Origin of the sequence: Sorangium sp. So ce834, from assembly GCF_051521425.1 — a bacterium.
GTDB lineage: Bacteria > Myxococcota_A > Polyangia > Polyangiales > Polyangiaceae > Sorangium > Sorangium cellulosum_D.
The window spans coordinates 1,713,904-1,735,890 of the sequence record NZ_CP150351.1 but is presented as its reverse complement, the minus strand read 5'-3'; the positions used below and the strand labels follow the sequence as shown (position 1 = coordinate 1,735,890).

Here is a 21,987-nt window from a genome sequence, read left to right as displayed (position 1 = left end):
CCCCATGACGGCACACGGATTCCTCCTCTTCGACACGGCGATCGGCCGGTGCGGCATCGCGTGGGGCGCGCGCGGCGTCGCCCTATTGCAGCTCCCGGAGGGGCGCGAGGAGGGCACGCGCGCGCGCCTGCTGCAGCGCATGCCGGGCGCGCTCGAGGCGCCGCCCCCGCCCGACGTGCAGCGCGCCATCGACGGCATCGCCGCGCTCCTCCGCGGCGAGGCGAGCGATCTGTCCGGCGTCGCGCTCGACATGGAGCGCGTGCCGCCGTTCCACCGCCGCGTCTACGAGGTCGCGCGCACCATCCCGCCGGGCGCCACGCTGACCTACGGCGACATCGCGGCGCGGCTCGGGTCGATCGGCTCGGCGCGCGCCGTGGGGCAGGCGCTCGGGCGCAACCCGTTCGCGATCCTCGTGCCGTGCCACCGCGTGCTCGCGGCCGGCGGCAAGGTCGGCGGCTTCTCCGCCGACGGCGGCGTCACGACAAAGCTCCGCCTCCTCGAGATCGAGCGCGCCCGGCCGGCCGGCGCGCCTCGCGCCGACGGCGGGGCGGCCGGCGCGCCTCGGGCCGACGGCGGCGGCGCGTTCGGCTTCGATCCGGCCGCCGCCGTCGAGCGCCTGCGCGCGTCCGACGCGGCCCTCGGGCGGCTCATCGATCGGGTCGGGCCGTTCGGCATGCGGCTCGACCGGACGTCGAGCCTCTTCCTCGCGCTCGCGGAGTCGATCGTCTACCAGCAGCTCACCGGCAAGGCCGCGGCGACCATCTTCGCGCGCGTGCGCGCGCTCTTCCCCCGGGCGCACGAGGGCTTCACGCCCGAGCAGCTCCTGCGCGCCTCGGACGAGGAGCTCCGCGCCGCCGGCCTCTCGCGCGCGAAGCTGCTCTCGCTGCGCGACCTCGCGCGGAGGACGCAGGACGGCGAGCTCCCCACGCTCGCCGAGGTCCACGGCATGGAGGACGAGGCGATCGTCGAGCGCCTCACGCAGGTGCGCGGCATCGGCCGCTGGACGGCGGAGATGCTCCTCATGTTCCGGCTCGGCCGCCCCGACGTGCTGCCCGTGGACGACTACGGCATCCGCAAAGGTTTCGCGATCGCGTTCAAGCAGCGCGAGCTGCCGGGGCGCAAGGACCTCGAGCGGCGCGGGGCGCGCTGGAGGCCGTACCGCACGGTGGCGAGCTGGTACCTGTGGCGCGCGGTGGATCTGGCGCGGGGAGACGGACCTCGCGCTCCCGCGGCGGCCGGGGCTCCCCGGGACCGCGCATAAGCCGGCGCGGCTGTCGGCCGGCCCTGGCCTGGACGCGCGCTCTTCGCAGGGGCCGCCTGTCAGGCACGCTCTGACGACGGCGGCTGCAGAAACGCCACAGCGGGCTGTGCCGCACGGCGCGCGGCCGCGCGCAGGACCTCCGGAGCACGCGCAACGGCTGGCCGGCGTCGATGCGCGGAGTTAAGTTCTCGCCGGCCACAGAGCGAGAGCGCCGCGTGGAGCGCCGCACGACGTTGGACAAGGGTCGCCGTCCCGACGGCGCCCAGAAGAGCACTGGAGGAGCACGACGGTCATGCTGAAGAACCTCGAAGGGCAGCGCGTCCCGGATGTCACGTTTCGCACGCGTGTCGACGGTCAGTGGAAGGACGTGACCACGAAGGACGTGTTCGCGGGCAAGAAGGTGGTGGTGTTCGCCCTGCCGGGCGCCTTCACGCCCACCTGCTCGAGCAGCCATGTGCCGCGCTACAACGAGCTCGCGGCAGAGTTCAAGCGGCGCGGGGTCGACACGCTCGCGTGCGTCTCGGTGAACGACGCGTTCGTGATGGATGAGTGGTGCAAGGCGCAGCAGGCGGACAAAATCCTGTTCCTGCCCGACGGGAACGGGGAGTTCACCGAGAAGATGGGGATGCTCGTCGACAAGGCGAACCTCGGGTTCGGCAAGCGCTCGTGGCGCTACTCGATGCTGGTCGAGGATGGCGTCATCAAGAAGATGTTCATCGAGCCCGAGAAGGAAGGCGATCCCTTCGAGGTGTCGGACGCGGACACGATGCTGAAGCACCTGGATCCGTCGTCGCAGGCGCCGCACGACGTGCTGATGTTCACGAAGCCGGGGTGTGGCTACTGCGCGAAGGCGAAGCGGCTCCTGGACGAGCGGGGCCTGGCGTACGAGGAGGTGGCGGCCTCGCCGCGCCGGCTGCGCGCGGTGAGCGGGAAGTCGTCGACGCCGCAGGTCTTCATCGACGGGAAGTACGTCGGCGGGGCCGACGACCTCGAGGCGTATCTCGCGAAGGCCTGATGTGACCGAGACCTGGCAGCTCTCGCCGGGACATGGCGCCATGCCCCTGGCTTGCCGCTCAGGGGCGGTACCGCGGATCGTCGAGGAAGGCGGGATCGGTCAGCGACCGCAGGAACGCCAATAAATCGGCCTTCTCGTCCGGCGAGAGCCCCAGCTCCTCGATCTGCGGATCGGTGGAGAAATGGCCCAGCCCGCCGCGATCGTAATGGTCGACCACCTCCTCCAGCGTCGCCAGCGATCCGTCGTGCATGTAGGGGGCGCTCGCCGCAATGTTGCGCAGACCGGGCACCTTGAATTTGCCGAGGTCTCCCGTCCGTCCGGTGATCCTTTGCCGCCCGACGTCGCCGCCGTCGCGGTAGGTGCCGTTGTTGAAGAAGCCTTCGTTGGTGAGCATTCCGGCCGGGTGGCAATGGAAGCAACCAGCCCGCTCGGACAGGAACAGCGCCTCGCCGCGGCGCTCGGCGTCTCCGAAGCTCGTGTCGTCCCCGCGCAGGTGCCGGTCGTAAGGGCTGTCGGCGCTGACGATCGAACGGACGAAGCTGGCGATGGCCTGACGCAACGACTCCTCGCCGGGAGGCCCGCCATAGGCATCCGCGAACGCCTTCACGTAGACGTCATCGCCGGCGACACGAGCGACGGCCTCGGCGAGCGGTAGACCCATCTCGTCGGGGTGCTCGATGGGCATCCCCGCCTGCTCTTCGAGGGTGGCCGCGCGGCCGTCCCAGAAGAAGCGCTCGCCCCACGCCAGGTTCACCAGCGCGGGCGCGTTCCGCTGTCCCAGGCGGCCGTCGACCCCCCGGGAGACGGGGTCCGGCTCGGCGAAGGCGTGCTCCTGGCGGTGGCAGCTCGCGCACGCCACCTCGCCGGTCCGAGAGAGGCGCGTGTCGAAGAAGAGCCGCTTGCCGAGCTGGGCCCTCGCCTCGGTGAGCGCGTTGTCGACCGGCGCTCTGGCCGCCGCGGCGCGCGCCGGAAACCCGGCGGGGATGGCGTCCGTGACGAGCGGCGGCAGAGGTCCGGAGCCCGCCGACCCGTCGTCGCCGCATCCGCCCGCGAGGAGCAGCGCCGCCAGGCCCAGGGCCCCTCCGCGGCTGAAGCTCGGTGTCACGGATCGAAGGCGAACACCGTCAGGGCGGGGAGGCTGCGCCGCAGGCGCTCACCCGCGAGGAGCTCGTCTCCCACGGGCCCGGGCGGCCCGATGTACCCGGTCAAGTCGACGTCCGCCGTGGCGCCCTCGAAGACCTCGTCCATGACGAGCCGGACGACCTTGCCCGTCGAGCCGCTCGCGGGCACGGACACGGGGCCTCGTACCTCGACCCTGGGGGCGAGATCCATGGCAAGGTTGCCTCCCATGTGAACGGCCGGCGGAACCGTGGCCGTCCCTCCCTCGGGATCGACGGGATCACCTCCGGCCGGCGGATCCACCCTGCCCTCGTAGCGCAGGAAGAGGTAGCCGGTGTGCGGCCACGTCATCTGGGAGGCATCCGACAGAGGCGCGACGTTCTGCGCGGGCTGGGAGACATTGCAGGCCTGGTGCAAGCCCCAGACGAAGCTGACGCCTTCATAGCTGCCAGCCGGAGCGCGCAGCCGGAGCGTGGCCGAGCCCGGCTCCTCGGCGTTGTAGAAGTGGACCCCGTGAGGGGCGGGGGCGCCGTCCGGGCCGACGATATCGACGGGCACGAGCTCGCCGCCCGCCTGGATCAGCGCCGCGTGCGAGACGTAGAAGCGAACGTTGAGCGGCGTGACGGCGCTGCCGTCCGGCGCGGCGTTCGGCTCGCCGAACAGGAACGGCTTGCCGTCGAGGACGAGCTCGAACGCGAGCTCGACGAGGGCGCCCTCGGTCCTGATGGGCGCCGGCTGCTCTGCGCAGCCGGCCGGCCACGTCGCCTCGGCCGCGCCGCCCGCGCCGCCCGCGCCGCCGTCGCCCGGGTGGCCGGCCGCTCCACCCGTGTCGCTCTCTCCTCCGGCCCCGTCGGGCTCGCTGCCGCCCGCCCCGCCGGTCCCGGGCGCCGTCTGCTGAGGCGAGGGCGCGCCGCAAGCGGCGGCCACGCCCAAGAGCAATCCGATGAAGCCGAACAAGCGAGGAGATTTCATGGCGGGCTCGATTGTACGCGAGGACGCACCCCACGGGAACGGGTGACGCATCTCGGGGATTGGCAAGAGAACGCGAGGTGTCCTCTCCCTGGCGCCGCGCCTTCCTCCTCGGCCTCCTCGGCCTCCTCGGCTTACTCGGCGTACATCTGGTCGATCACGCCGCGGAAGCGCTGCTCGATCACGTTGCGCTTCATCTTGAGGGTCGGCGTCATCTCGCCGTCCTGCACCGAGAACTCGCGGCCGAGGACGGTGAACTTCTTGATCTGCTCGAAGCTCGCGAGCCCCGCGTTCAGGGCGTCGATGTGCACCTTCACCTGGTCGACCACCTCGGGGGTCGTGATCGCGGCGTCCCCGTTCAGGGCGCCACGGCCCTTCAGCTCGGCGAGCTTCGACTCGGTCAGGGTGATCAGCGCCGACAGGTACTTGCGGCCGTCGCCCACCATGCATACCTGACTGATGATCTCCGCCGCCTTGAGCTTCTCCTCGATCGGCAGCGGCGCGATCATCTTGCCGCCGGAGGTCTTGAGGATCTCCTTCTTGCGACCGCGGATCTTGAGCTGCCCGCGCTCGTTCCATTCGCCGAGGTCGCCCGTGTGCAGCCAGCCATCCTCGAGCGCGGCCGCGGTCGCCGCCTCGTCCTTGTAATAGCCGACGAACACGTGCCGGCCGCGCGTCAGGATCTCGCCGTCCTCGGCCAGCTTGAACTCCACGCCGGGCACGGGCTTGCCCACGGTCCCCGCGCTCTCGACGCCAGGCTCGGTCATGCAGATGACGCCTGTCGACTCGGTCTGGCCGAAATCCTCGAGGATCTCGAGGCCGAGCGCGCGGAACCAGGTCGAGATGTGCGGCGCGAGCGCCGCCGCGCCCGAGGCCAGCATCTCGGCCTTGCCCAGGCCGAGGGCGGCGCGCACCTTGCCGAGCACGAGCTTGTCCGCGACCTTGAGCTGCAAGGCGTCGAGCGGGCTCGGCGCCCGCCCGGCATACCTCGCCTCGGCCACGCGCGCGCCGACCGAGAGCGCCCACTCGGCGAGCTTCTTCTTCGCGCCCTTGCCGCCGCGCACCTTCGCCATCACGCCTTCCATCATCTTCTCCCAGAGGCGCGGCACGCAGAGCAGCAGCGTGGGCTGCACCTCCGGGAGCTCGACCGAGACGTTCTCGAACTTCGAGCAGAAGCTGACGGTATAGCGCTGGGTGACGCCGACCCCCACGTTCTGCAGCTTCTCGGCGATATGGCAGAGCGGGAGGAACGAGAACATCGTGCCGCGCGCGAACGGCAGGCCCCAGTACTTCACCACCATGTCGGACGTGTAGGCCAGGTTGTCGTGCGAGATCATCGCCCCCTTGGGGTTGCCCGTCGTGCCCGAGGTGTAGATCAGGAACGCGCCGGCCTTGGGATCGATCTTCGCCAGGTAGTCGGCGTACGTCTTCGCGCCCGGCCGCTGCGCGAGCGCGCGGCCCTCGGCCAGCGCCGATTCGTACGAGATCGCCTTTGGCGAGATCGACGTGTCGCCGTCGAAGACGAGGATCCACCGCACGCTGTCAGGGGCGGCGGATTCGCCCTTCTCCCCGGAGATCTTCTGGAAGTATTCCCGGTTTTGCACCGCGAGCAGCGTCGCCTCGGTATGCGCCAGGATGTATTGGATGTCCTTCGCCGTGGAGTTCGGATAGAGCCCCGCCGACTTGCCCCCGACGAGCAGCGCCGCGAGATCGACGTGCACCCATTGCGGGCAGTTGTACGAGAGAATCGCGCCGATCTGGCTCGCGTCGAACCCCCTCGACTCGAGGAACAGCGCCAGGTGGTGGACCCGGTCGCGAACGTCTCGCGCCGTCAGCGTCGTCCATTCGCCCCCGGATTTGTAACGCTGGGCCGGCGCGTACGGGGTTTCATGGGCCCACTGATCCAGACGGTGGAGAACGGTGCTCATGGCATCTTCCTGCGGCCTCGGGGCCTCGGGTGGGTGATCGGAGCCCAGGATGCGGGAGCCGCCGGGGCATTGTCAATCAGCCTCGAGAGCGCGCGCCGACGTCGAGCGGGTGCGCTCGTCGCTCGTCGATCGTCCAGCTCGCCCGGGCGCTCCTGGGAGAGCGCGCCGCCTTCCGGGGCGCCGGCCGCCTCCGGGGCGGGCGCCGTGGGCCCCCCCAGGGCCGCCGCCGAGGTGACGAATCCCCGACGCGCGATCAAATATTTACTTGCGCATATATACACCAGTGCGTATGTTAAGCGCATGCCCAGCTCGGAACTGTTCGAAGTGCTGGCCGACCCGACGCGGCGTCTGATCCTGGAGGCGCTGCTCGACGGTGAGCGCGCGGTCGGTGAGCTCGTCGAGCTCGTCTCGATTCAGCAGTCCGGCGTCTCGCGCCACCTGCGCATCCTCGGGGAGGCCGGGTTCGTGGAGGTGCGGGCGGAAGGCACCCGGCGGCTCTATTCGCTGCGCCCGGAGCCTTTCCGAGAGCTCGACGACTGGGTGGGGCGCTATCGGTCGCTCTGGGAGAAGCGCCTGGACCGGTTCGGCCAGGCGCTCGAGGCGAGGCGAACGGCGCGCGACAGCGGGCCCAAGAAAGGACGAAGTGAATGAACGCGACGGTCGAAAAAGCCAGCATCCTCATCGAACGCACCTACCCGGCCTCGGTCTCCGAGCTCTGGGAGCTCTGGGCGACCAAGGATGGATTCGAGTCCTGGTGGGGTCCGGAGGGGTTCCGGGTCGAGGTCCACGCGCTCGAACCGAAGGAGAACGGGCTCCTCCATTACACGATGATCGCCGACGCCCCGGAGATGATCGAGGCCATGAAGCGCGGCGGGCAGCCGACGTCCCACGAGGTGCGCGCCCGCTTCAGCGCCTTCTCGCCCCACAAGACGCTCACCATCACGAGCGTCATCGACTTTCTCCCGGGCGTCGAGGCTTACGAGAGCAACATCGAAGTCCTCTTCACCCCGCTGGCGCACGGCGCGCACATGGCCGTGACGCTCCACGCGATGCACGACGCGCACTTCACGGAGATGCAGAGGGCCGGCTTCACGAGCCAGCTCGGAAAGCTCGACAAGCGCTACACGAAGTGAGGGTCCCCTCGCGGGGCGCTCCCCGGCTCCGGCCGCTTTTCCGCGGCCGTCGCCCCGGCGCTCGTGGCCGCGCCGGTCTCGGCGGGATCGATGCGCCGCCGCACGGCCTCGCGCCCGGCGAGAGCGGCGCGTCAGTCGTCGATCGACTGATAGACCGAGGTCCAGAAGTCGAGATAGACCGGCGACATGAGCGGGAATCCCGCGCGCTGGGTCATCAGGATGCCGACCAGGTCCTCCCTGGGATCCGAGCTCCAGGACGTGCCGTAACCGCCGTCCCAGCCGTAGCGGCCGGGGCTCGCCGTCACGTCGTCGCGCCGGGTGACGATCGATACGCCAAACCCCCAGCCGCGGCTGTCCCAGTAGCCGGGGAAGAACCCGGAGGCCGCCTTCTGCTCGGGCGTCAGCTGGTCGGTCGTCATCGCCTCGACCGAGGGGCGCGACAGGATGCGCTCGCGCCCGTGCTTGCCCTTGTTCAGCAGCATCTGGCCGAAGGCCAGGTAGTCGTCGACCGTCGAGACGAGCCCCGCGCCGCCGTCCGGGAACACGGGCGGGCGGCTCCACTGGCTGTCGGCGACGCCGTCGTGCAGGTCGAGCGCCCCGGCCTCGGCGCTGGCCCAGTAGCTGGTCGCGAGCCGATCGAGCTTGTCCGCCGGCACGCTGAAGCCGGTGTCCTTCATGCCGAGCGGCTCGAAGATGCGCTCGCGGAAGAACGCCTCCAGCGGCTGGCCCGCGGCGCGCGCGATCAGCACGCCCAGCACGTAGGACCCGGTGTTGTACATCCACCGCTCGCCCGGCTGGTGCATCAGCGGCAGCGCCCCGAGCCGGCGGATCCACTCGTCCGGCGCGTGCGGCGTCGACGGCTTCGGCGGCCCCAGGCACGCGAGCTGCTGCTCGCGCACGGCCCTCTGGATCGGCGTGCCGCCCGGCGGCCCCATGATCATGCCGAACCCCATGCGGAAGGTCAGCAGATCGCGCACGGTGATCGGCCGGCTCGCGGGCACGGTCTCGTCGAGCGGCCCGTCGAGCCGCTGGAGGACCTTGCGGCTCGAGAGCTCGGGCAGCAGCCGATCCACCGGCTCGTCGAGCCGCAGCTTGCACTCCTCGACCAGGATCATCGCGGCCACGGCGGTGACCGGCTTGGTCATCGACGTGATGCGGAAGATCGTGTCGCGCCGCATCGGGTCGTCGCCGCCGACCGCCTTCACGCCGATGGCGTCGACGTGCACCTCGCCCCGCCGGCTGATCAGCGTGACGAGCCCCGGCACGTCGCCGCGCTCGACGTGGCCGCTCATGATGTCGCGCATGCGGCCGAGCCGCGCCCTGGAGAGCCCACCGGTGCTCATTGACTGCTTCCTCCGTTCATGTCCGAGGTCTTCACGTGCTGTCACGTCAGGGGGCGCCGGCGAGCTCCGATCGGCGATCCGGGGCAGGCGCGCCGCCCGCCGGCGGACCGGCCGCCGCCAGGCTCACCCCGGCTCGCGCCCCGGGATCTCCGGCCGCACGCGCACGCTCTTCCACCGCGCGAGCTGCACGAGCCCGGCCGGGGCGCCGCGCGGCTTGCTCACGTCGGCGACGCGGCAGACGTGGACCTCCACCTTGGCCGCGCCCCGCGCCTTCGAGTACCACGCGGCCGCCGCGGCGGCGCGCTCGACCACCTCGCGCGGGACCTCCCCGCGCCCCGGGTTGCGCACGATCACGTGGCTGCCCGGCGTGCCGCCGGCCACGTGCAGCCAGAGGTCGTGCGGCTCGGCGATCTCGAAGGTGAGCGCGTCGTTGTCGTCGTCGCCGCGGCCGACGAGCACCTCGAAGCCGTCGAACGTGAGCGTGCGGTACGGCCGCCCCTTGCTGCCCATCCCCCGCCCCCCCGCCGTCAACCGGCCGCGGCGCCGACGCTCGGCCGCGCGGGACGCGCGGGCGCCGCCTCGGTCTTCACCTCGGCGTCGAGCCACGCGAGCAGGTCCCGCACGACCTCCTCGCGGTTGATCTCGTTCAGCATCTCGTGGCGCCCCCCGGGGTAGATCCGCTGCGTCACCCGGCGGAGGCCGGCGGCGCGGTACGCCTCGATCATCTGCGTCACGCCCCGGAGCGGGCCGCCGACCGGGTCGCGCGAGCCGGAGAAGACGTAGACCGGCAGATCCTTCGGGATCCGCGCCTGCCGCTCGGGCCGCGCGATCTCCACCATCGCGTCGAGCAGGTCGATCCACAGCGAGACCGTCGCCGGGAAGCCGCAGTGGGGATCGGCCATGTACCCATCGACCTCGGCGCGATCGCGAGAGAGCCAGTCGAAGGGCGTGCGCGCCGGCGCGAACAGCTTGTTGAAGCTGTCGAAGCTCATCGACTGGAGCAGCTGGCTCTTGCCCCGTTCGCCCAGGCGCCGCCGCTCCGCGCGCGCGAGGAGCCGACCCGCGTCGACGAGCGGGCTCGGCTTGCCCGAGGAGCCCGAGAGCACCGCGCCCTGGATCGAGCCGCCGCGCTCGATCAGGTACTCCTGCACGAGCGAGGAGCCCATGCTGTGGCCGAAGAGCACGACCGGCAGGCCCGGGTGCTCCTCCTGCTCGCGGGCGATGAGCGCCGCGAGATCGCGCACGACCCGCTGGAAGCCGCCCTGGCTCGCGAAGAAGCCGAGCTCGCCGCGCTCGCGCGCCGTCCTGCCGTGGCCGCGGTGGTCGTTCGCGTAGACGGCCCACCCGGCGGCGCAGAGCGCGTGCGCGAGGCGCGCGTAGCGGCCCGCGTGCTCGGACATGCCGTGGGCGATGTGGAAGATGCCGCGCGCCCCGTCGTCCGGGAGCCAGCGGTGCACGAAGAGCTCTCGACCGTCGTCCGCCTGAAACGTGAAGGTGTCCGCGGGCATCGGGAGAGGACCCTACCACCGCTCCGCGCGCGACTGACCACGATTCTCGATGCTTCCGCGCCGAAAGGACTTTTCGGTACGGTCCTCCGTGGCATGAGCTTCGCACGACGATCCGGCCATGCCCGAGCGCCGATCGTTGCCCGTGCTGTCGTTGCGCGACACCGTGCTCTTCCCTGGGATAGCGACGCCCATCACGGTCGGACGGCTGAAGACGCTCCGCGCGGTGGAGGCCGCCCTCCGGATGGAGGGAGAAGACAAGCGCATCTTCGCGGTCGCCCAGCGCGACGCCGCCGAGGAGCCCACCACGGGCGGCCTCTTCTCGATCGGCGTGATCGCCCGCATCACCCAGGTGCAGCGGTTCGGCTCGGGCCTCCAGCTCGTGCTGTACTGCGAGCGGCGAGCGGCCGCGCCCCGCTACACCGAGGTCGACGGCGTGATCCGCGCCCCGGTCATCGAGCTGGCCGATCTCCCCCTCCGTCCAGAGGAGGACAGCGCCCTGGAGGCGCTCTCCCGCGAGGTGCGCGAGCGCGCCGTCGAGTACGGCCGCCACCGCGGCGCGCCCGAGGACGTGCTCAAGCAGTTCGTCGGCAGCATGTACGGGCCCGCCGAGCTCGTGAACCACATCGCCTTCTACCTGGACCTCCCGACCCCCGAGAAGCAGGGGCTGCTCGAGATCCTCTCGACGGAAGAGCGGATGCGCAGCCTCGCGCTGCACCTCTATCGGCAGATCGGGATCGTGGAGACCCAGGAGAAGATCCGGACGACCGTCGAGGAGGAGCTCGGCGAGCGGCAGCGGGAGCTCTACCTGCGCGAGCAGCTGCGCGCGATCCAGAAGGAGCTCGGCGAGGAGGACGACGAGAACGCCGCGGCCCGTCTGGAGCACAAGCTGCAGCGGGCGGGCCTCCCGGCGGACATCCTGCAGGAGGCCCGGCGCGATCTCTCGCGCCTCCGGCGCATGGGACGGGAGACATCGCCCGAGGCGCAGGTGCTGATGACCTGGCTCGAGTGGGTGGCCGATCTGCCCTGGAGCCAGCGCACCGACGACCACGTCGATCTCGATCGGGCGCGGGCGATCCTCGACGAGGATCACCACGGCCTCGGCGACGTGAAGGACCGGGTGCTCGAGTTCCTCGCCGTCCGCAAGCTGCGCGTCGAGCAGGCGCGGGGCGAGGGTGATCGGAGCCGCGCGGTCTCCCGCGGCCCGATCCTGCTCTTCCTCGGTCCACCCGGGACCGGCAAGACGTCCATCGCGGAGTCGATCGCGCGGGCGCTCGGGCGCAAGTACGTCCGCGTCTCGCTGGGCGGGGCGCGCGACGAGGCGGACATCCGTGGACATCGTCGCACCTACGTGGGCGCGATGCCGGGCCGCATCCTCCAGGGGATCAAGCGGGTGGGCTCGAAGAACCCCGTGATCGTCCTCGACGAGGTCGACAAGCTCGGCGCCTCGTTCCAGGGCGATCCGGGCGCGGCGCTGCTGGAGGTGCTCGATCCGGCGCAGAACGAGGGCTTCGTCGATCACTATCTCGGCCTGCCGTTCGACCTGTCCGAGGTGCTGTTCATCTGCACGGCCAACTTCCGGGAGACGATCCCCGCGCCGCTGTTCGACCGGATGGAGACCGCGCTGTTCGCCGGATACACGGAGCAGGAGAAGCACGAGATCGCCCGGAGGTACTTGCTCCCCCGGCAGCGGCGGGAGTGCGGGCTGCGCGAGGATCAACTGCGCGTGACGGGCGCGGCGCTCGGCGAGATCATCAGCGGCTACACGCGCGAGGCGGGCGTACGTCAGCTCGAACGGACGCTCGGCGCCCTGGCGAGAAAGGCCGCGCGCAGGATCGCGGGCGGCGAGATCGAGCGGGCTGTGGTGAGCGCGGAAGAGGACGTGAAGGAATTGCTCGGTCGCGCGAAGATGCGCCTGGAGCGGAGGCTGCAACACGATCAGCCGGGCGTCGCGACCGGCATGTATTACACGCAGATGGGTGGCGACATCATGCACGTCGAGGCGAGCGTGATGCCCGGCAAGGGCGATTTCGTCCTGACGGGGCAGCTCGGCGAGGTCATGAAGGAGAGCGGCCGCGCGGCGCTGAGCTACGCGCGCGCGCACGCGGCGGAGCTCGGCGTGCCGCTCGATCGGCTGCTGCGGCGCGACGTGCACGTCCACGTTCCGGCGGGGGCGGTGCCCAAGGACGGCCCGAGCGCGGGCGTGACGATCGCGGTGGCGCTGGTGAGCGCCTTGTCGGGCAGGCCGGTGCGGAGCGACATCGCGATGACCGGGGAGATCACGCTGCGCGGCACGGTCCTGCCGATCGGGGGCCTCAAGGAGAAGGTGCTGGGGGCCCACCGGGCGGGGATCTTCGAGATCCTGATCCCGGCGGACAACGAGGCGGATCTCGACGATCTGCCGGCCGAGGTGCGGCGCTCGCTGGAGTTCACCCTGGTGAGCACGCTCGACGAGGCGATCGCGGTCTGCCTGCGGCTCCGGCCGATCCGCCTGGAGGCGCCGGAGGAGATGCCGCACGCGCGGGCGTCCTGAGGCGCGCGCTCCGGGACGGCCTCAGCGACGATCGGCGCTGCCGGTGTTGACGGAAGCGGCCCCCCGCCGCTCGGTCAACCCGGCGGAATCCTCGACGATGGCCTGGAAGCTCCGCAGCTTCCCGGCGTCGCGCATCCCCACGCGGATGGAGAAGCCCGGGTCGTCCGGGCGCCGGTAGAGCAGGATGGCCGCGTCTTGCCGCTCGAACAGGAGGCAGCGCCTCGGGTACGGGAGCCGCGTGAACCCCAGCCGCTCGAAGATCACGGCCGCGTCCTCGGCGCTCGGGGGCGCGCCCGCCGGCCCGTCCGCGGAGAGATGCTCGGCGCGGTGAGGGAAGGTCGGCAGGTGGACATTCCTCATCGCCAGCACGAACAGCATCTCCCGGAGGCTCACGAACCGCCGGGTGAGGCGCGTCTTCCACGTCTGCTCGCCGAACGGAAAGCGGACCACCTGGCAGTCCTCGGCCTCGGACGGAGCGTCGAGATCGAGGAACGTGTGCTGCCCGTCCGGAGAAGCGTCGCCGAAGACGTAGAGGAAGCGGCGCGGCGGCATCCACGGGGCAAGCTCGTAGAGCTCTGCGATCTTCGTAGGATGGTACTCGTGGAGGCCGTCGAGCAGCGGCCCGCCCTCGGCGCCCATCGCCAGGGCAAACGAGCGGTAGAAGCCCGGGCAAGGGCGGCCGAAGCGCTCCTCGAGCTCGTCGAGCCGCCAGCCGTAGACGCCCTGGATCCGGCCGCGGTACCCCGGCGCGTAGCGGTCCAGCAGCGCGAGGAGCTCTTCCATGGTCAGGGACACTCCGCGTGGTTGTCACAGAGCATCTCCGGGACGAGCTCCTGGCAGGTCTCGCACGAAGGCACCGACTCTTCGTGATCGAACTCCTGCGGGCCCCTCGCGGTCACTTCGCCTTCCGTCCTCGTGTACGTCACCTTGACCAGCTTGCCCAGGGGCGAATACCACTTCTCCGACATGGTCTTGACCTTGTGTCCGCCCGCGCCTCCTGCCTGGAGGAGCTTGGGAGCGGCGCAGTCCCAGGCATTGCGGTCCATCTTCTCGAGAGCGCTCTTCTGCCGTTCGCTCTGCGTGAAGCCGTCGACGAGCGCGAACGTCCCGGTGGCCTTCACGGCGTCCCTGAAGCCGGGCGTGACCTCGCCGGAGGCGGCCGCGAGCATCTTGGGGCTGCTCGTGCACTTGCAGATGCACGCCCCGATCATGTAGGCCTTGGTGTACGTCCCGGACTTCTCGTCCTCCCCGAGGACAGGACCCAAGTCCGCGATCTCTTTGTTGATGTCGCGGAGCTCCGCCGAGAGGGCCTCGGTCGCGCGCTCGGCCTCTCGCCGGAGGGCCTTGATCTCGTTCTCCTTCGCCGTGACCTTGCCGCGGGCTTCGCCGTAGGCCTTGCCGAGCGTGGCCTTGTCCTCCGCGGGCGCCTTCTGGAGGGCTGCCAGGGCGGACGCCGCGGTCGCCTGCAGCGCCTCGAGCGTCTTGCTCTCCTTGTCGATCTCCAGCTCGAACTCGGACCGCTTCTTCCGCCGCTCCTTCAAGGCCTCGAGATACCTGCGGAGGAGCGCCTCTTGCGCGCGGAACCTGTCCCGGAGCTCCTTGAAGAGGTCGAGCAGGGTCGCCACCACCGCGCCCGTCTCGTGAACCCGGTGGTTGCCGACCGGCTGCTCGCACACCGCGCACGGCGCGTCGTCGCCGTAGGCCAGCCCCGTCTGCCCGTTCGAGATGAACGCCGTGTTGAAGGTGTTGCCGTTGTGCAGGGTCGGGTCGAGGAACCGGGCCACGCCCTTGCCCTCCACCTTCACATCCATGCTCGACCCGCCCCAGGTCAGCTTGCCCTTGATCTTCGACGAGATGACGCCCCCGGCCGCCCCCGGCTCGTCGCCCGTGCTCGTGCTGAGCTCCGAGCTCGCGAGGGCCACGGGGTTGCCCGCGATGCTCGTCTGCTTGCTGCCCTTGGCCAGCATCGCGTCCTGCGCCGTGTTCACGAACGGCGTGGGCACCGGGCCGGCCGGCGTGGGCACCTTGCAGACGTCCGGCGGCGCCGCGACGTGCGTGAGGCCGTCGCCCTGATGCAGGACCAGCCGGCCGTTCGCGAAGACGTTGCTCATCGCCCCTCTCCTCCGCCGGAGCCCCCGGAGGCCCCCTCCACCACGCACGCCCCCACGCGCCCCCCGCGGCCCCGCCCGCCGTCCGCGCTGCCGTACACGAGCGCGCGCGGCGCCCGCCCGGCCGCCCTCGCCGCCTGCGCCCACCTCCGCCGCCGGTGGAGCGCCGCGGCCAGCATCACCGGCGCGGCGCCCGCGCCCGCGTCGCCCAGCCACTCGCCCGCCGCGCGCAGCGCGAGCGGCTCCGGCATCCACGCGGCGTTGCGCAGGTACGCGCGCGAGAACTCCGTCGCCCAGAACGACTCGCCCGGCTGGCAGCTCATCACCTCGTCCACGCGCCGCGCCCCCGCCGCCTCGTCCCCCCGGAGCGCGCGGAACACGCCCGTGAGCCCGTCGGCCGCGCTCGGCACCCGCGACGCGAACGGCGCGGGCTCGGCCCCGAGCGCGACGCCCAGCACGACGCCCAGCGCCTCGAGGCCCATCGCCGCCGCGGCCCCGGGCCGCGCCACGACCACGAAGCCCGCCGCCTCCCCCGGGATGCGCCCGTCGCGGTTCTGCGGGGAGAGGTGCAGCCGCGCCGCCGCGAGCGCCGCGAGCGAATCCGCGTCGCAGAGCGAGTCGACCGCGCCCACCACCGCCATGGAACCGACCCGGCCCGCGCGCAGGTCCCCGATCGCCGCGGAGAGCGCCTCGAAGAAGGCCGCGCGCCCGCCCTCGAACGCGCCGACCAGCGCGAGCGCGCCCCCCGCCTGGCCCGGCGGCGCGGAAAGGAGCGCGCCGAGGAGCGGCTCGCGCGCCACCGGCGCGCCCAGCGACGGCTCCGGCAGCCCGAGGTAGAGCGGCACCCGCCCGGTCGGGGACGCCTTGAGCCGCTCCCGCACGCCGTCCAGCGCGGCGCGGCCGAGCGCGATCATCCGCTCCGTGCGGGTGGACGACGGATCGAGCGTCGAGAGCCGCGACGCGCGCACCGGCTCGCCCACGCCCGGCGCCGCCGCCTCGGCGAAGCGGGCGAGCCCCGCCCGCATCGACGCGAGCGTCATCTCCTCGGTCGTCCCGATCGGCGTGCACAGCCCGAGGCCCACGACGCGCTCGCCGCTCACGGCGCGTGCTCCCACGGCTCCAGCAGGCGGACGGTGGTGACCTCGTGCCCGGCGAGCTCGCCGTGGGCCGCGAAGGTCGCGCGGTAGACGAGCGAGACGCGCCGCTCGTCCGGCTCCAGGTAGACCGCGTCGAGCGCCATGAGCCGCCGCTCCACGCGCCGCGCGAGGGCGCACTTCGCGACCACCCGGCACACGGGCAGCGAGAACGCGATCGGGCCGTCCGGCGAGACGCCGTCGAGGAGGACGGGCTCGCCGCCGCGGAGGTGCGGCGAGGCAGCGAGGCGCCGCGGCGCCGCCTGGAAGAAGCGCTCGTCGAAATCGGCGGGCCAGAGCGGGGCGCGCCGCTCGACCCACGCCGCGTCGTACGTGCCCGCGAGCCCGAGGCGCGGCTGCCAGCTCCGGGCCACCGGGCCGAAGCCGCACGGCGGAGGCCGGTCCGACCAGCCCTCGATGAGCGCGTCGGGGTCCTCGATGAACGGCAAGGGGCGGCCCTGCGCCTCGCGCTCGCTCGCATGGAGGCCCATTCCCACCGGGTTGCGCGCGTCGTGCGCGCCGGCCGCCGCCCCGCCGAAGCTCTGCTCGTAGCGGAGCGGCATCGACCGGAACGGCTCCGGGCTCGAGGGGGACAGCCCCGCCCTGCCCCGCTGCCAGACGCGCGCGCCGAAGACCAGCGCCCGCTTCTCGACCCGGCCCACCCGGACCGCGACCGAGGCCGTGGTCGCCCGCCGCCCGCCGGCGGTCCACGCGTGGCCGTGGAGCAGCACGTCCGTCATCGGGCGCGTGTACGCGGCCTCCGATTCATAGCGAAGGCTCGACGCCCCGGGCTCGCCCCAGTACTCGTCGGCCGCGCGCGGCGCGGGCTGCTCGTCGCAGAGGCGCAGCGGCCCCGCGGCCGGCCGCCCCGGCGCCGGCAGGACGAAGCTGCCGGCGACGACGACGACGAGGCATTCCACGCCGTCCCGCGTGAGCGACGGGAAATCGGCGGCCGCGAGCGGGGTGAGGTTGTCGAGGGCGGGCATCCAGCCGGTGAGCGGGGATGTTTTCAGACTCGCTGGCCCACGACAAGCAGCTCGACACCGCCGAGCGCGAAGCATGTAGTATCGGGGCGCTCGCGCGCGCGCGCTCCCGTGCGCTCGCCTCTCGGGAGGAGCGGGATCCGTGCACACATTCCAGATCGAAGGGGTCGGCGGAGATCTCCGGGTCGTCCATTTCGAGGGGCAGGAGGCGATCTCCGAGCTCTTCCGGTTCGATATCACGCTCGTGAGCCTCGCCGGCGACCTCGCCCTCGGCGCCGCGGTCGGAAAGCGCGCGTCGCTCGGCTTCCGGGTCGGCGAGGACGTCCGCCGCGTCCACGGGATCATCGCCCATTTCGAGCTCGGCGAAGAGGGGAAGAAGCTCACCACGTACAGGGCCGTGCTGGTGCCCGACGTCTTTCGCCTGCTCCACCGGCGCGACAGCCGCATCTTCCAGGAGCTCTCGGTCCCCGACATCCTGAAGAAGGTCTTCGAGGCCGCCGGCGTCGCCGCGGGCGACTGCCGCTTCGCGCTCCGGGGGCGCTACGCGCCCCGCGAGTATTGCGTGCAGTACCGCGAGACCGACTGGGCATTTGCCTGCCGGCTGATGGAGGAAGAGGGCATCGCCTACTGGTTCGATCACGACGCGGAGGCGCACACGCTCGTGCTCTGCGACGACCCCTCGGCCCACCCCCCGATCGACGGCGAGGCGACGCTCGTGTTCCGCCCGCCGCTCGGCGCGCTCGTCAGCGGCGAGCACGTCTCCCGCCTCCGCTACGCCGAGCAGGTCCAGCCCGGCAAGGTCACGCTGCGCGATTACAATTTCAAGAAACCGGCGCTCTCGCTGGAGAGCTCCGAGCAGGGCGAGCGCGACGACGATCTCGAGATCTACGACCACCCCGGCGATTACGACGCGCCGGGCGCGGGCCGCGAGCGCGCGCGCGTCCGCCTGGAGGAGCTCGCGGCGAGGCGCCGCATCGCCGAGGGCGAGGCCGCGTGCCCCCGCCTGCTCGCCGGCCGCACCTTCTCGCTCGCCGAGCACCCGCGCGACGACGTGAACCAGGCGTACCTCCTCGTCCGCGTCGAGCACAGCGGCCACGAGCCCGCCATGGAAGCCGTGGTGAACGAGGGCAAGCCGCCCTGTGAAACGCGGTTCCAGGCCATCCCCGCCGGCGTCCCGTTCCGCCCGCCGCTCGTCACGCAGAAGCCGTCGATCAAGGGCGTCCAGACCGCGATCGTCACCGGCCCCGCGGGCGAGGAGATCTACACGGACGAGCACGGGCGCATCAAGGTGCAGTTCCACTGGGACCGTCAGGGCAAGCGGGACGAGCGCAGCTCGTGCTGGATCCGGGTGAGCCAGATGTGGGCCGGCAGCGCGTGGGGCGCGGTCGTCCTGCCGCGCATCGGCCACGAGGTCGTCGTCGATTTCATCGAGGGCGACCCGGATCGCCCGCTCGTGGTCGGCAGCGTCTACCACGGCGCCAACGTGCCGCCGTACGCGCTGCCCGCCGAGAAGACGAAGAGCGCCCTCAAATCGAACAGCTCGTCCGGCGGCGAGGGCTACAACGAGCTCCGCTTCGAGGACCGGAAGGGCTCCGAGGAGGTCTTCCTCCACGCCCAGAAGGACTGGAACACCGTCGTTCGCAACGACAGGACCCAGGACATCGGCCGCGACGAGGCGCTCCACGTCGCCCGCGACCGGACCAAGCGCGTGGACAACGATCAGCGCGAGGTCGTCGGCGGCCACAAGGCCATCGAGGTCACGAAGACGCACACGGAGAGCATCGGGCAGGACGAGCGCCTCGACGTCGGCGGCGACCGGAGCGTCGCGGTGGCGGGCGGCCACGCCGAGTCGATCGGCAAGGACCAGTCGATCGACGTGGGCGGCGGCCAGAGCGTCTCGATCGGCAAGTCGGCGTCGATCTCGATCGGCAAGGGCAAGACCGAATCGGTCGGCGAGGCGAGCGACGAGACCGTCGGCAAGAGCAAGTCGGTGAGCGTGGACGAGGCGTACGCCATCACGGTCGGCAAGGACATGACCGTCACGGTCAGCAAGAGCGCGCGGGACGAGATCGGCGAGAACAAGGCCGTCATCGTGGGCAAGGCGCTCACCATCCAGGTCGGCGACGCGCAGATCCTGATCAAGCAGAGCGGCGACATCGTGCTGCAGGGAAAGCAGCTCGTCGTGAAGGCCGACGGCCCGATCCAGGTGGAAGGGCAGAAGCTCGCGGTGAAGTCCGGCGGCGACGTGAGCGTGCAAGCCTCGGGCAACGTGAGCGTCAAGGGCGGCAAGATCGGGATGAACTGACGGCGTGTCCGATCGGGGCCGTGGATCGACCGGAGGAGGGCGCATGGCGAGGCGAGCGAGCGGGGGCGGAGCGGCGGCGTGCACCGGAGCCGGGGCGGCTCGGTGCGAGCCGGCCGAGCGCGCGGGCGCCAGGGGATGAGCGCGCCCCTGCAAGCCTCGCTGTGCGAGGAGCACGCCGACCAGGCGGCGTTCCTGTGGCTCCTCCGGGATCGCGCCGCCCGGAGCGCGGCCTACGGCCTCGACGACCTGGCCGAGCTCGACGACCGGCTGGAGGCGCACCTCGACGGGCTCAGGCTGGCGGGGGACGCGGGCTGGGAGGCGTGCCGCGCGCTGCTCCAGCGGGCCGAGGGGGGCGAGGTGTTCGGCGCGGCGGTCGTGGCGGTGCATCGCTGGGACCTGCGGGGGCTCGCGCGGGTCCTCGACGTGGGCGGCGGGACGCCGGACCTGTCGCGGGGCATCGCGTCGGCGCTCGGGTGGACGCCGCTCGAGCGCGTGCGGCGCCTCCTGCCCGGGCTCCTCGCCGGCCGGAGCCCGCCGGCGCTGCAATGGCTCGGGATCGCGGCGTGCGCGGCGCACGGGGAGGACCCCGGCGCGCCGCTCGGCTACGCGCTGCTCGCGCGCGACCCGCGGCTGCGCGCGCGGGCGCTGCGGGCCGCGGGGCAGCTCGGGCGGGTCGACCTGCTCCCCGAGGTGCGCGCGTCGCTCCGCGCCGACGACGAGGCGTGCCGCTTCTGGGCGGCGTGGTCGGCGGCGCTGCTCGGCGAGGGCGCGTCCGCGCAGGTGCTCTGGGAGCTCGCGAACGGAGGCGGGCCGTTCGCGGCCGAGTCCGCGAGCATGGCGATGCGGCGGATGGCCCCGGCCGTCGCGTCCACCTGGCTGCGCGCGCTGGAGAGGTCCGCGCTCGATCCGCGGGTGCCGGTGGCGGCGGCGTGGGCGCTGGGCGACCCGGCGGCCGTGCCGTGGCTCCTGGAGGTCGCGGGAGATCCGGCCCTCTCGCGCCTGGCGGGTCAGGCGATCGCGCTGATCACCGGGCTCGATCTGGCGGCCGAGCAGCTCGCGCGCAGGGCGCCGAGCGGCGTCCGCGCGGGGCCGACGGACGATCCGAGCGACGAGGCCGTGGCGATGGATCCGGACGGGGACCTCGCCTTTCCCGACGTCGCGGGGGTCTCGGCCTGGTGGCGCCGTCGCGCGGCGGAGTACCGGCCGGGGACGCGGTACCTGCTCGGCCGGGCGATGACGCGAGAGGGGCTGGAGCAGGCGCTGCGGGAGGGCGACCAGATCGCGCGCCGGGCCGCGGCGGTGGAGCTGAGCTTGCGGGAGCAGGGGCGGGCGGTGTTCGAGGTGCGGGGGCCGGGCTTCGCGCAGCAAGAGGCGCTCGAGCGACGCGGTTAGCTCGATCCGACGGGCGCCTTCACGCCGCGGCCTGCGGGCCCTCTTTGTCGGCCAGACCGCCCTGCTCCTCGGAGCAAGGCGGTCCGAGAGCGATCCGCTCTAAGGCAGGTTGGCAGAAGAGATGTTCCAGGATCTGTCGCTGCAGAAGCGGCAGCTCGCGCCGACGAGCATGCCCTTGCCCGTGGCCGATACGTCGCCCTTGAGCCACCAGTTGAGCCACGCCAGGTTGACCTGAGTGAACTCGCCGCCGTTCCGAGCCCACAGATCGCCGCCATGGTCCGCGCCGACCTTGGCGAACATCATGACCGGGATATCGCCTAAGGCGGCGATGTTCTGGTAGTCTCTCGCGCCGTTCTCGTTCGCGCCCAGGCTATCCGCGGTGCCGGTGACGATCAGCACGGGCGTGTGAATCGATTTGTAGAAGGCCTGATCCGGCGAGAAGGTGCCGCTGCTCGTGTGTCCCCAGGTCGTCATCCTGGGATCCGCGGCGGTCCCCGCCGCCATCAAGCCGCCGCAAGAGAAGCCGTTCGCGGCGACCTTCGTGGTCTCGATGCTGTGGTAGTAGGCGCTGCAAGGCTTCTCGTTCTCGGCGATCACCCAGTCGACGTAGGCGAGCAGCACGTCGCCTCCGCCCCCGAGATCGCGGTTGGGCTCCTTGCCTCCCGGTGTCCCGTCCGCCACCACGAAGTAGCCATGCGAGGCGATTTCGGCCATGGCCGCTTCCGTCGAGAGCCCGTCTCGCGAACATCCGCCCTGCCCCCAGACGAAGATCGGATACTTGGCGCCCCCACCGAGATCCGCCGGACGGAAGATGGTGCCCTCGTTGATGCGCGGGTCCGAGTTCGTCTCGACGACCACCTGATGAGGGCCGCTCCCCGACACCCTTCGATCCGTCGGTCGTGACTCGGTGCACGTGCCGGTGAAGCCGCCGCCCGAGCCTCCGTTCCCGCCCGCCATGTCCCCGCCGCCGGCAGACGCTCCTCCGCCCGCGCCGCCCGAGCCGGAGGCGTCAGCCCCTCCGGTCGTGCTCTGTGAGCCACCCGAGCCCGCAGGCTGAGGCCCTCCGGTGGAGCTCGCCTGCTCGCCGCCCGAGCTGCTCGCGCTCCCTCCCGTGCCCGCCGCGGCTCCGCCGCTTCCCCCGACGTTACCGTCGTCACTCGAGCCGCTGCAAGCGGCGAGAATCATGCCCAGCGCGGCCCAGGTGAAAGCCCAAGTCGATTTGGTTTTCATAGCGACTCCATATCACATCGAGCAAGCGAA

Annotated in this window: 18 protein-coding genes; 7 read left to right on the top strand and 11 right to left on the bottom strand. The window is 72.0% G+C overall.

The window, feature by feature from the left end:
* The first annotated feature begins 4 nt into the window (after nucleotides 1–4).
* Together WMF20_RS06325 and WMF20_RS06320 are read left to right on the top strand one after the other, a co-directional pair.
* Nucleotides 5–1,261, top strand: a complete 1,257-nt coding sequence (locus WMF20_RS06325; protein WP_437611551.1) for a methylated-DNA--[protein]-cysteine S-methyltransferase — start codon at nucleotides 5–7, stop codon at nucleotides 1,259–1,261.
* A 292-nt stretch (nucleotides 1,262–1,553) separates the two neighbouring features.
* Nucleotides 1,554–2,276, top strand: a complete 723-nt coding sequence (locus WMF20_RS06320; protein ID WP_437611549.1) for a glutathione peroxidase — start codon at nucleotides 1,554–1,556, stop codon at nucleotides 2,274–2,276.
* 58 nt (nucleotides 2,277–2,334) lie between these two features.
* On the opposite strand, the gene WMF20_RS06315 is transcribed toward WMF20_RS06320, so the two are convergent.
* The 3 genes from WMF20_RS06315 to WMF20_RS06305 form a co-directional block, all read right to left on the bottom strand.
* On the bottom strand, nucleotides 2,335–3,381 hold the full coding sequence (locus WMF20_RS06315) for a cytochrome-c peroxidase (protein WP_437611547.1): 1,047 nt from the start codon (nucleotides 3,379–3,381) through the stop codon (nucleotides 2,335–2,337).
* Nucleotides 3,378–4,367: an MbnP family protein gene (locus WMF20_RS06310; RefSeq protein ID WP_437611545.1), complete on the bottom strand. Its 990-nt coding sequence runs from the start codon at nucleotides 4,365–4,367 to the stop codon at nucleotides 3,378–3,380. The genes WMF20_RS06315 and WMF20_RS06310 overlap by 4 nt, the downstream gene beginning before the upstream one ends.
* Before the next feature lie 131 nt (nucleotides 4,368–4,498).
* Nucleotides 4,499–6,292: an AMP-dependent synthetase/ligase gene (locus WMF20_RS06305; protein WP_129573490.1), complete on the bottom strand. Its 1,794-nt coding sequence runs from the start codon at nucleotides 6,290–6,292 to the stop codon at nucleotides 4,499–4,501.
* 300 nt (nucleotides 6,293–6,592) lie between these two features.
* Between WMF20_RS06305 and WMF20_RS06300 the strand changes: the two genes are divergently transcribed.
* Together WMF20_RS06300 and WMF20_RS06295 are read left to right on the top strand one after the other, a co-directional pair.
* Nucleotides 6,593–6,943 (top strand): ArsR/SmtB family transcription factor, encoded by a 351-nt coding sequence (locus tag WMF20_RS06300; RefSeq protein WP_129573489.1) that lies wholly within the window; start codon nucleotides 6,593–6,595, stop codon nucleotides 6,941–6,943.
* On the top strand, nucleotides 6,940–7,425 hold the full coding sequence (locus WMF20_RS06295; RefSeq protein WP_437611542.1) for an SRPBCC family protein: 486 nt from the start codon (nucleotides 6,940–6,942) through the stop codon (nucleotides 7,423–7,425). Before WMF20_RS06300 ends, WMF20_RS06295 begins: the two co-directional genes overlap by 4 nt.
* A gap of 131 nt (nucleotides 7,426–7,556) precedes the next feature.
* On the opposite strand, the gene WMF20_RS06290 is transcribed toward WMF20_RS06295, so the two are convergent.
* The 3 genes from WMF20_RS06290 to WMF20_RS06280 all read right to left on the bottom strand — a co-directional run bounded on the left by WMF20_RS06290 (nucleotide 7,557) and on the right by WMF20_RS06280 (nucleotide 10,276).
* Complete coding sequence (locus tag WMF20_RS06290; protein WP_437611540.1) at nucleotides 7,557–8,768, bottom strand: serine hydrolase domain-containing protein; 1,212 nt, start codon at nucleotides 8,766–8,768, stop codon at nucleotides 7,557–7,559.
* A gap of 123 nt (nucleotides 8,769–8,891) precedes the next feature.
* On the bottom strand, nucleotides 8,892–9,278 hold the full coding sequence (locus WMF20_RS06285; RefSeq protein WP_437611538.1) for an NFACT RNA binding domain-containing protein: 387 nt from the start codon (nucleotides 9,276–9,278) through the stop codon (nucleotides 8,892–8,894).
* 17 nt (nucleotides 9,279–9,295) lie between these two features.
* The gene (locus WMF20_RS06280) at nucleotides 9,296–10,276 is read right to left on the bottom strand and encodes a lysophospholipase (protein ID WP_437611535.1); all 981 of its coding nucleotides are present in this window, start codon (nucleotides 10,274–10,276) and stop codon (nucleotides 9,296–9,298) included.
* Nucleotides 10,277–10,394: 118 nt separating this feature from the next.
* On the opposite strand from WMF20_RS06280, the gene lon reads away from it, so the two are divergent.
* The gene (lon, locus tag WMF20_RS06275) at nucleotides 10,395–12,806 is read left to right on the top strand and encodes an endopeptidase La (protein WP_437611533.1); all 2,412 of its coding nucleotides are present in this window, start codon (nucleotides 10,395–10,397) and stop codon (nucleotides 12,804–12,806) included.
* Nucleotides 12,807–12,827: 21 nt separating this feature from the next.
* On the opposite strand, the gene WMF20_RS06270 is transcribed toward lon, so the two are convergent.
* Genes WMF20_RS06270 through WMF20_RS06255 form a run of 4 tightly spaced genes read right to left on the bottom strand, consistent with a single transcriptional unit; the run spans nucleotide 12,828 to nucleotide 17,033 of the window.
* Complete coding sequence (locus WMF20_RS06270) at nucleotides 12,828–13,589, bottom strand: hypothetical protein (RefSeq protein WP_437611531.1); 762 nt, start codon at nucleotides 13,587–13,589, stop codon at nucleotides 12,828–12,830.
* Nucleotides 13,590–13,591: 2 nt separating this feature from the next.
* Complete coding sequence (locus tag WMF20_RS06265; RefSeq protein WP_437611529.1) at nucleotides 13,592–14,917, bottom strand: PAAR-like domain-containing protein; 1,326 nt, start codon at nucleotides 14,915–14,917, stop codon at nucleotides 13,592–13,594.
* Nucleotides 14,914–16,014, bottom strand: coding sequence for a 3-oxoacyl-ACP synthase (locus WMF20_RS06260; protein WP_437611527.1), 1,101 nt, complete (start codon nucleotides 16,012–16,014; stop codon nucleotides 14,914–14,916). The genes WMF20_RS06265 and WMF20_RS06260 overlap by 4 nt, the downstream gene beginning before the upstream one ends.
* Nucleotides 16,011–17,033 (bottom strand): DUF2169 family type VI secretion system accessory protein, encoded by a 1,023-nt coding sequence (locus WMF20_RS06255; protein ID WP_129573481.1) that lies wholly within the window; start codon nucleotides 17,031–17,033, stop codon nucleotides 16,011–16,013. The genes WMF20_RS06260 and WMF20_RS06255 overlap by 4 nt, the downstream gene beginning before the upstream one ends.
* 139 nt (nucleotides 17,034–17,172) lie before the next feature.
* Between WMF20_RS06255 and WMF20_RS06250 the strand changes: the two genes are divergently transcribed.
* Nucleotides 17,173–19,335: a type VI secretion system Vgr family protein gene (locus WMF20_RS06250; protein ID WP_437611524.1), complete on the top strand. Its 2,163-nt coding sequence runs from the start codon at nucleotides 17,173–17,175 to the stop codon at nucleotides 19,333–19,335.
* Between the two features lie 135 nt (nucleotides 19,336–19,470).
* A complete protein-coding gene (locus WMF20_RS06245) occupies nucleotides 19,471–20,727 on the top strand; it encodes a TIGR02270 family protein (protein ID WP_437611522.1) in 1,257 nt (418 codons plus the stop codon).
* A 99-nt stretch (nucleotides 20,728–20,826) separates the two neighbouring features.
* On the opposite strand, the gene WMF20_RS06240 is transcribed toward WMF20_RS06245, so the two are convergent.
* Nucleotides 20,827–21,684 carry an alpha/beta hydrolase family protein gene (locus WMF20_RS06240; RefSeq protein ID WP_437611520.1) on the bottom strand — a complete coding sequence of 286 codons (858 nt, stop codon included), beginning with the start codon at nucleotides 21,682–21,684 and terminating at the stop codon, nucleotides 20,827–20,829.
* Nucleotides 21,685–21,987: the final 303 nt, after the last annotated feature.

Coding starts and splice junctions, on each gene's coding strand:
- WMF20_RS06325 (WP_437611551.1), top strand. CDS start 5: ATGACGGCACACGGATTCCTCCTCTTCGACACGGCGATCGGCCGGTGC.
- WMF20_RS06320 (WP_437611549.1), top strand. CDS start 1,554: ATGCTGAAGAACCTCGAAGGGCAGCGCGTCCCGGATGTCACGTTTCGC.
- WMF20_RS06310 (WP_437611545.1), bottom strand. CDS start 4,367: ATGAAATCTCCTCGCTTGTTCGGCTTCATCGGATTGCTCTTGGGCGTG.
- WMF20_RS06305 (WP_129573490.1), bottom strand. CDS start 6,292: ATGAGCACCGTTCTCCACCGTCTGGATCAGTGGGCCCATGAAACCCCG.
- WMF20_RS06300 (WP_129573489.1), top strand. CDS start 6,593: ATGCCCAGCTCGGAACTGTTCGAAGTGCTGGCCGACCCGACGCGGCGT.
- WMF20_RS06295 (WP_437611542.1), top strand. CDS start 6,940: ATGAACGCGACGGTCGAAAAAGCCAGCATCCTCATCGAACGCACCTAC.
- WMF20_RS06290 (WP_437611540.1), bottom strand. CDS start 8,768: ATGAGCACCGGTGGGCTCTCCAGGGCGCGGCTCGGCCGCATGCGCGAC.
- WMF20_RS06285 (WP_437611538.1), bottom strand. CDS start 9,278: ATGGGCAGCAAGGGGCGGCCGTACCGCACGCTCACGTTCGACGGCTTC.
- WMF20_RS06280 (WP_437611535.1), bottom strand. CDS start 10,276: ATGCCCGCGGACACCTTCACGTTTCAGGCGGACGACGGTCGAGAGCTC.
- lon (WP_437611533.1), top strand. CDS start 10,395: ATGCCCGAGCGCCGATCGTTGCCCGTGCTGTCGTTGCGCGACACCGTG.
- WMF20_RS06270 (WP_437611531.1), bottom strand. CDS start 13,589: ATGGAAGAGCTCCTCGCGCTGCTGGACCGCTACGCGCCGGGGTACCGC.
- WMF20_RS06265 (WP_437611529.1), bottom strand. CDS start 14,917: ATGAGCAACGTCTTCGCGAACGGCCGGCTGGTCCTGCATCAGGGCGAC.
- WMF20_RS06255 (WP_129573481.1), bottom strand. CDS start 17,033: ATGCCCGCCCTCGACAACCTCACCCCGCTCGCGGCCGCCGATTTCCCG.
- WMF20_RS06245 (WP_437611522.1), top strand. CDS start 19,471: ATGAGCGCGCCCCTGCAAGCCTCGCTGTGCGAGGAGCACGCCGACCAG.
- WMF20_RS06240 (WP_437611520.1), bottom strand. CDS start 21,684: ATGGCGGGCGGGAACGGAGGCTCGGGCGGCGGCTTCACCGGCACGTGC.